8 protein-coding genes and 1 pseudogene are annotated in these 7,837 nt (G+C 73.5%); 3 read left to right on the forward strand and 6 right to left on the reverse strand.

Annotation, left to right across the window (positions count from 1 at the left end):
• Together ACTUAL_RS28760 and ACTUAL_RS28765 are read right to left on the reverse strand one after the other, a co-directional pair.
• Window positions 1-187, reverse strand: a pseudogene (locus tag ACTUAL_RS28760) (nuclear transport factor 2 family protein); the annotation flags it as partial.
• 113 nt (window positions 188-300) lie between these two features.
• Window positions 301-1,185 (reverse strand): hypothetical protein, encoded by an 885-nt coding sequence (locus tag ACTUAL_RS28765; protein ID WP_440902431.1) that lies wholly within the window; start codon window positions 1,183-1,185, stop codon window positions 301-303.
• 96 nt (window positions 1,186-1,281) lie between these two features.
• On the opposite strand from ACTUAL_RS28765, the gene ACTUAL_RS28770 reads away from it, so the two are divergent.
• Complete coding sequence (locus tag ACTUAL_RS28770) at window positions 1,282-2,763, forward strand: YibE/F family protein (RefSeq protein ID WP_440902432.1); 1,482 nt, start codon at window positions 1,282-1,284, stop codon at window positions 2,761-2,763.
• Here the strand turns inward: ACTUAL_RS28770 and ACTUAL_RS28775 are convergent.
• A complete protein-coding gene (locus tag ACTUAL_RS28775) occupies window positions 2,690-3,052 on the reverse strand; it encodes a DUF1304 domain-containing protein (RefSeq protein ID WP_440902433.1) in 363 nt (120 codons plus the stop codon). The two genes, ACTUAL_RS28770 and ACTUAL_RS28775, sit on opposite strands and share 74 nt — an antisense overlap.
• Before the next feature lie 85 nt (window positions 3,053-3,137).
• On the opposite strand from ACTUAL_RS28775, the gene ACTUAL_RS28780 reads away from it, so the two are divergent.
• A complete protein-coding gene (locus ACTUAL_RS28780) occupies window positions 3,138-4,001 on the forward strand; it encodes a spermidine synthase (protein ID WP_015800542.1) in 864 nt (287 codons plus the stop codon).
• Between the two features lie 67 nt (window positions 4,002-4,068).
• Here ACTUAL_RS28780 and ACTUAL_RS28785 read toward each other — a convergent pair whose 3' ends face one another.
• Genes ACTUAL_RS28785 through ACTUAL_RS28795 form a run of 3 tightly spaced genes read right to left on the reverse strand, consistent with a single transcriptional unit; the run spans window position 4,069 to window position 6,740 of the window.
• Entirely contained in the window at window positions 4,069-4,746 is a 678-nt protein-coding gene (locus ACTUAL_RS28785) for a hypothetical protein (protein WP_096497685.1), read from the reverse strand.
• A gap of 14 nt (window positions 4,747-4,760) precedes the next feature.
• Complete coding sequence (gene hisS, locus ACTUAL_RS28790) at window positions 4,761-6,026, reverse strand: histidine--tRNA ligase (protein ID WP_440902434.1); 1,266 nt, start codon at window positions 6,024-6,026, stop codon at window positions 4,761-4,763.
• 9 nt (window positions 6,027-6,035) lie between these two features.
• Window positions 6,036-6,740, reverse strand: coding sequence for an MBL fold metallo-hydrolase (locus ACTUAL_RS28795; RefSeq protein ID WP_440902435.1), 705 nt, complete (start codon window positions 6,738-6,740; stop codon window positions 6,036-6,038).
• Between the two features lie 215 nt (window positions 6,741-6,955).
• Here ACTUAL_RS28795 and ACTUAL_RS28800 point away from each other — a divergent pair, with 215 nt between their 5' ends.
• Window positions 6,956-7,798 carry a peptidylprolyl isomerase gene (locus tag ACTUAL_RS28800; RefSeq protein ID WP_440902436.1) on the forward strand — a complete coding sequence of 281 codons (843 nt, stop codon included), beginning with the start codon at window positions 6,956-6,958 and terminating at the stop codon, window positions 7,796-7,798.
• Window positions 7,799-7,837 lie beyond the last annotated feature (39 nt).

Raw genomic sequence — 7,837 nt, forward strand, 5'->3', positions numbered from 1 at the left:
CCGCGCCGAAGTCGCGCAGGAACCGCTCCCGGTCCCACGACTCGGCCGACCCGTCGGTGACCGCGTTGACCGGGAACATCGCCATGTCCGCCAGCGCTTCGAGGTCGCGCTCAGCGCACAGCGCGTCCCAGCGGGCGAACCAGTCGAGCACGGAGGTGATGTCCTCGTCGGACGGCGTGAAAGTCATGCCGTACAGCGTACGCTAAGCCACCGCGCACAAGAGCGCGAACGCGCCCGCGACCAGCGGAACGGCGAGGACCAGCCCCGCCACCGATCACCCCCGGTGATCGAACCCGCAGGTCACCGCCCGTCCGCGCAAGCGATGAGCCCGTTGACCACCAGATCGCCGCTCTCCGTGGTCACCGCCCCCATCTCCACCTCGATCCCCAGCGACTCGACCGACACGACCCCGAGCGCGGGCGCCCCGCCGACCTGCACGCCCTCCAGCACGGCGGGCCGCGCCAGCACCGGCCCGACCAGGTGCAGGAACCGCAGCCGCTCGGCGGGCGCCCCGGTCACCCGGACGCCCCGGACCTCGACCGAGTGCGGCACCCGCAGCCGCAGCAGCGCGACCACGACCGCCTCGAACACGGCGCTGTCCGGGCTGGACAGCACGACCTGCCCGCCCACCGCCGCCCCGCGCACGTCGAACACCCCGGCCAGGAACCCCTTGGCCCAGTCGTCCCCGAGCTGCGTCGGCCACTCCACGAGGTCCCGCTCGCGCGGCTCCCCGCCACCGGCGAACTCGCGCACCCGCGCCAGCACCTCGGGCGCCACCGGCGGCCCGCCGCGCACCGCGCCCCACAGGTAGCCGAGCCGGTAGTCCCGGTTCCGCTCGGGCGGGGCCGCGAAGCGCCCGGTGCCCTGCACCCGCGTCCCGCGCGTGAGGTGGAGCCGCTCGCCGCCGGGTGTCAGCGCCCGCCAGCCGAGGTCGGTGCGCAACCGGTTCCCCGCGCCCGACACGACCTGTGTCCCACCGGCGAGTGACACCCGGTAGGCGGGTCGCGCCACGGTCGAGCGCGCGATCACGACTGTCGGCGAGTAACGCCCGTCCCGCGTCCCGAACACCCGGTCACCGGGGCGCAGCGCGCCGATCGGCCGGGTGCTCCCGTCCGCCAGGAGCGCGGGCGTGTCAGCGGCCAGGCAGTGCGCGCCCACGCGCCCGCCCACCCCGTTTTCATGCATAACTATATTCGAACACGCGTTCTAATGATCGTCAAACCGTCACCCGGACGGCGACTACGAGCGGTGCGCCGCACCGCCACTGGCACTATTGCCACCGTGCGCGCAACGGACCACCTCCCCGCCCACGGCCACGGCCACGGGCACACCCCCACGGGCCCGGCCTCCGCGCCGGTCCGCAGGCTCCTGCTGGTCCTGCTGCTGCCACTGGTGCTCGCCACGGTCGTGGGCGCGCTGGTGTTCTACCCGTTCGGGCAGGAGATCAAAACCGGTTCCGAGGTCGGGATCAACCACACCCCGGTGCGGGGCGAGGCCACGAAGGTGGAGAAGGGCCCCTGCGCGGTCGGCCTGCCCGAGGGCGCGCCCGCCCCGCAGGACGAGGGCTGCTTCCTCGTCACCGTCAGGATGACCGACGGCGCGGCGGCCGACCGGGACGTCACCATCCCGGTCCCCGACCAGCCGACGTCCCCGACCGTGTCGGTCGGCGACGAGGTGGTGCTGTCCTACTCGGGCACCGAGCCCACCAGCCCGCTGTCCTACCAGCTGGTCGACGTCCAGCGCGGCCTCCCCCAGTCGCGGCTAGCCCAGCTGTTCGTCGGCGCGGTCCTGGTGCTCGGCCGCTGGCACGGGCTGCGCGCGCTCGGCGCGCTGGGGCTGAGCTTCGTCGTGCTGGCGCTGTTCGTCCTGCCCGCGATCCTGGCGGGCGAGGACCCGCTGTGGGTCGCGGTCGTCGGCGCCGGGCTGATCATGTTCGTGGCGCTGTACGTGAGCCACGGCGTCAGCGCCCGCACGTCCACCGCCGTGCTCGGCACCCTGGTCAGCCTGGCGCTGATCGGCGCGCTGGGCGCCCTGTTCGGCGCGGGCGCGCGGCTGACCGGCCTGGACGAGCAGACCGCGAACCTGGTCACCATCCTCGGCCACGGCATCGACACCAGGGGCCTGCTGCTCGCGGCCACGATCATCGGCGCGCTGGGCGTGCTGGACGACGTGACCGTGACGCAGACCAGCGCGGTGTGGGAGCTGCGGGCGGCCAACCCGTCGATGGGCTTCCGGCAGCTGTACGCGGCGGGCGCGCGGATCGGCCGGGACCACCTGTCGTCGGTGGTGAACACGCTGGTGATGGCGTACGCGGGCGCGGCGCTGCCGCTGATGCTGTCGTTCGCGCTGTCCGGCCAGGACCTGGGCACGATCCTGACCGCGCAGGACGTGGCGCAGGAGGTCGTGCAGACCCTGGTCGGCAGCGTCGGCCTGGTCGCGGCGGTGCCGGTGACCACGGCGCTGGCCGCGTTCGTCGCGGCGCGCGAGGAGGTCGTGGCCGGGGACGGCGGGGAGACCGACGAGAAGCCCGCCACCGCGAACGACGACGCGAACGACGACGCGGACGAGAACGCGGACGACGAGCCGGTGGCGGCGGAGCGGGCTCCCGAGCCCACCCCGCCGCCCCCCAGGAGCCGGATCGCGGGCGACCTGCGCTACGGCTACGACCCGAGCAAGGAGTGGGAGCGGGTCAGCCCGCGACCAGCACCGCCACCAGCGCTGCCAAGGCGGGTCCGGCCTGCACGAAGAGGATTCGACGACTGACGGTGAACCCGCCGTACACCCCCGCCACCACCACGCACGCCGTGGAGAACACCGAGAACGCGTAGCCGACGTCCCCGTCCGCGACCAGCGCCACCACCAGCGCGGCGACCAGGAACCCGTTGTACAGCCCCTGGTTCGCGGCGAGGACGGCGGTCTGCTCCGCGTACTCCTCGGTGGTGCCGAAGACCGCGCGGCCCCTCGGCTTCTTCCAGAGGACCATCTCCAGCACGACGATGTAGACGTGGATCAGCGCGACCAGCGCGATCAGGACGTCAGCCACGGTGTTCACGAGTGCGGGAGCCTACTCCTGCCCGGCGCCGGACCCCCTCACCCCGCGCGCCCGCTCCACCGGGCGGGTGGCGGATAATCCGGGCGTGGGCAGAGCGCGCAGGACCGACGACACCATCACCAGGGAGGTCGACTCGGGCATCGCCGAACTCGTCCCCGACCCCTACTACGACAACGGGTGGACGCTGCTCCTCAACGGCACCCCGCAGTCGCACGTGGACCTGGACGACCCGGCGAACCTGGTGTTCGAGTACGTGCGCCGGATCGCCCACCTGGCGGACCTGCTGGCCGACGAGGGCGAGCCGCTGCGCGCGGTCCACCTGGGCGGCGGCGCGATGAGCCTGCCGAGGTACATCGCCGCGACCAGGCCGGGGTCGTCGCAGCAGGTCGTGGAGATCGACGAGGCGCTCGTGGACCTGGTGCGCGGAGTCCTGCCGCTGCGCCGGGACTGGCGGGTGCGGGTGCGGCGGGGCGACGCGCGCGCGGTGCTGGCGAAGGCCCCGGAGGACACCTTCGACCTGATCGTGACCGACGCCTTCGCGGGCGCCCGCACCCCCGCGCACCTGACCTCGCGCGAGTACGTGGAGCTGGCCGCGCGGGCGCTGAACGCGCGGGGCGTGTACAGCTCGAACATCGGCGACGGCGGCGACCGGGCGTTCGCGCGGGGCCAGATCGCGACGATCAGGTCGGTGTTCCGCAACGTCTGCGTGATCGCCGAGCCCGCGGTGTTCAAGGGCAGGCGCTTCGGCAACTTCGTGATCGCCGCGTCGAACCAGGACCTCCCCCTGGCCGAGCTGATCCGCAGGACGGCGGGCGACCCGTTCCCCGGCCAGGTGGAGCACGGCGAGTCCCTGACCCGCTTCACCGGCGGCGCGAGGCCGGTGACGGACGAGACGGCGACCCGGTCACCGGAACCGCCGCAGGGGACGTGGGGGATCTCGGAGGACTGACCCGGCCCCGGAGACGCCGGTTGGAGCGCGGTCCGGGGACCGCGCCCCCACCGGGGACGACCGCGGCTCAGTCCAGCTGCGCCACGAACCGCGAGATCGCCTCCGGCTTCAGCTTCTGGGCCAGCTTCCCCGACGGGGCCAGCGACCCCAGCCGGTACAGCGGCCGGTCCGCCGCCGCGGCGCCTCGGGCCTCCGCGCGCAGCTGCGCCACGAGCAGCTCCGACAGCGCCAGCGACTGCGCGTCGCCGCGCGAGGCCAGCACGTCGGCCAGGGTGCGCAGCGGGTAGATGCCCAGCTCCCGACCGCCCGTCCCGGCGTACAGCGCGAGCGCCAGGTTGATCGCCTTGTGGCCGCCGCGCGCGAACAGGCCGACCGTGCGCGTGCCCCGCGTGTCCGTGACCAGCACGTCCAGCGAGTCCGCCGTCTTCAGGTCCACGACCCTGGTGCCGTAGGCGCGCACCGACAGCGCGCTCCCCTCCAGCCACACCCGCCGCCGCGCCTCGGACACCGCCAGGAGCAGCAGCGGCACGCCGAAGATCGCCGCCGTCACCAACCCCGCGGTCCGCCCGGCCAGCAGGCCCACCAGGCCGCCGAAGGCGCCCGCCACGATCAGCGCGCCCACCGCGACCATCCGGGACCGCTTGCGCACCGTGGCCGGGTCCAGCAGGTCGAGGGGGATGCGCTCGGGCGGCCCCGCGGGACCTGGAGACCCCGAAGAACCCCCGGACCCCGCAGCCCCGGTCACCCCGTCGCCGTCGCTCACCGGCCCAGCGCCCTCCGCACCTCGGTCACCACGTCGTCCAGCGGCACTTCCCGCTGCTCACCGGTCGCCAGCTCCTTGAGCTGCGCGACCCCGGCCTCGATGTCCCGCTCCCCGAGCACGAGCGCGAATCGCGCCCCCGACCGGTCGGCGCCCTTCATCGCGCCCTTCAGGCCCTTGCCGCCGTACGCCATGTCGTACCGCACCCCGGCCGCCCGCAGCGGGGCGCCGACGCCGACCAGCCGCGACCGCGCCGCGTCCCCCAGCGGGACCCCGTACACGTCGCACCGGGTCGCGTCGCCGACCGCCAGCCCCTCGACCTGGCAGGCCAGCAGCGCCCGGTCGACGCCGAGCCCGAACCCGACGCCGGACAGCTCCTGCCCGCCCAGCTGCGCCATGAGCCCGTCGTAGCGCCCACCGCCGCCGATGCCGGACTGCGCGCCCAGCCCGTCGTGCACGAACTCGAACGTGGTCTTCGTGTAGTAGTCCAGCCCGCGCACCATCCGCGGGTTCTCCACGTACTTCACGCCGAGGTCGCCCAGGTGCGCCTTGACCCGCTCGTAGTGCTCCAGCGTCTCCGGCGAGAGGTTGTCCAGCATGAGCGGCGCCTCGGCGACCAGCTCGCGCACCTCGGGCCGCTTGTCGTCGAGCACCCGCAGCGGGTTGATCTCGGCGCGCCGCCGGGTGTCCTCGTCCAGCGGCAGCTTCGCCAGGAAAGCCTGGAGCTTCTCCCGGTACTGCGGCCTGCACGTGGCGTCGCCCAGCGAGGTCAGCTCCAGCCGGTACCCGGTCAGCCCGAGCGCCCGGAACCCCTCGTCGGCGATCGCGATCACCTCGGCGTCCAGCGCCGGGTCGTCCACGCCGATCGCCTCGACGCCGACCTGGTGGAACTGCCGGTACCGCCCGGCCTGCGGCTGCTCGGCGCGGAAGAACTGGGCCGCGTACGCGAGCTTCACCGGCAGCTGGCCCCGGTCGAGGCCGTGCTCGATGACCGCGCGCATGACGCCCGCGGTGCCCTCGGGCCGCAGCGTGATCGAGCGACCGCCGCGGTCGGTGAAGGTGTACATCTCCTTGCTGACCACGTCGGTGGACTCGCCGACGCCGCGCGCGAACAGCGCGGTGTCCTCGAAGACGGGCAGCTCGATGTAGCCGTACCCGGCGCGCGCGGTGGCGCCGAGCAGCGCCGAGCGGACGGCGGTGAACGCCGCGGAGTTCGGCGGGAAGTAGTCGGGAACGCCCTTCGGGGCGGCGAACGGGGTGGTCACTGCTGGTCCCTACAGTCCTCTGCGCTGTGCGGCGGGCGCGTCGTCGTCGCGGATCAGTTCCGTGAGGAACGGGTTGCTCGCGCGCTCCCTGCCGATGGTCGTGGTCGGTCCGTGGCCGGGCAGGACGACGACGTCGTCGTCCAGGGTGAGGACCTTGCGGCGCAGCGAGCCGAGCATCGCGCCGTGGTCCCCGCCCGGCAGGTCGGTGCGCCCGATGGACCCGGCGAAGAGGGTGTCGCCGGACAGCACGAGCCGCCCGCCCTCCTGCGCGCCGGACCGGAACATCACCGACCCGCCGGTATGGCCGGGGGTGTGGTCGACGGTGAAGCGCAGGCCCGCCAGGTCCAGCTCGGCGCCGTCGGACAGCTCCCTGACCTCGCGCGGCTCGCGCATCTCCAGCCTGCCGCCGAAGAACGCGCGCGTCTCGGCGCTCACGCCGGACAGCGGGTCGGACAGCATCGCCCGGTCGGCGGGGTGCACCCAGGCCGGGATGTCGTCGCCGTCGCACACCGGCGCGACCGAGTACGAGTGGTCGAAGTGGCCGTGTGTGAGCAGCACCGCGACCGGGGAGAGCCGGTGCTCGCGGACCGCGTCGGCGATCGGCTCCAGCGCGTCCTGGCCGGGGTCGACCACGACGCAGGCGCCACCGGCCTCGGACGCGACCAGGTAGCAGTTGGCCTGGAGCGCGCCGGTCGGGAACCCGATCACCAGCACGGGAGGACCCCTCTCGGACTACCTCGATCGACTGCGCTCGACCGACTGCGGAACTCGCTGCGGAACGTACTGCGAAACGTACTGCGGAGCGGCGCGGGAAAGGCGTGCGCCTGTGCACCAGCCTATCCGCCACACGCCAGTCATATGCGATCCCCCTAGACTGCGGTCCGGTCGTCGCCGTCGACCCAGTGGCACAACTTCAAGGGAGGGTGCAGGTGCCGAACAACGCGCAGCGCCGCGAGCAGGCCAAGCGGAAGCTGGAGCGCCAGATCACGCGCAGGGTGGAACGCGACAAGCGGCGCCGGGTCGTGGCGGTGATCTCCACCGCGGTGGTGGTGCTGCTCGTGGCGGGCGGTGTGTACTTCCTCGCCACCTCCGACTTCGGCTCCGACACCACGGACGCCGCGGCCAGCTCGTCGGCCGCGCCGCAGAGCGACAAGCCCGCGTCGATCCCGACCGAGCTGCACGCCGCGATCAAGCGCCCGACGCCGCTGGCCCCGCAGGTGAGCTGCGAGTACGCCGCCGAGGGCGAGTCCGCGAAGCCGGGCGCCAAGGCCCCCGAGAACGGCCAGGTCTCCTCCGAGGGCACCGTCGCCGCGACGCTGGGCACCTCGATCGGCGACCTGAAGCTGACCCTGGACCGCTCGCTGGCCCCGTGCACGGTGAACAGCTTCGTGTCGCTGGTGAAGCAGAACTACTTCAACGACACCACCTGCCACCGCCTCACCACCCAGGGCATCCAGGTCCTGCAGTGCGGCGACCCGACCGGCACCGGCACCGGCGGCCCCGGCTACAAGTTCAACGACGAGGTGTTCCCCGAGATCACCTACGGCCGCGGCGTGCTGGCCATGGCCAACTCGGGCCCGAACACCAACGGCAGCCAGTTCTTCATGATCTACGGCAACGCCCAGCTGGACCCGGACTACACCGTGTTCGGCACGGTCGACGCGGACAGCCTGAAGCTGGTGGACGAGGTGGCCAACGCGGGCACCGACAGCGGCGCGGGCGACGGCAAGCCGAACACCCCGGTCGACATCAAGACCGCGACCACCGCCTAGCGCGGGGGCGGGTCCTCCCGGAGCGACGGCGTCGACGGG

The sequence above is a fragment of the Actinosynnema sp. genome (genome assembly GCF_052038725.1).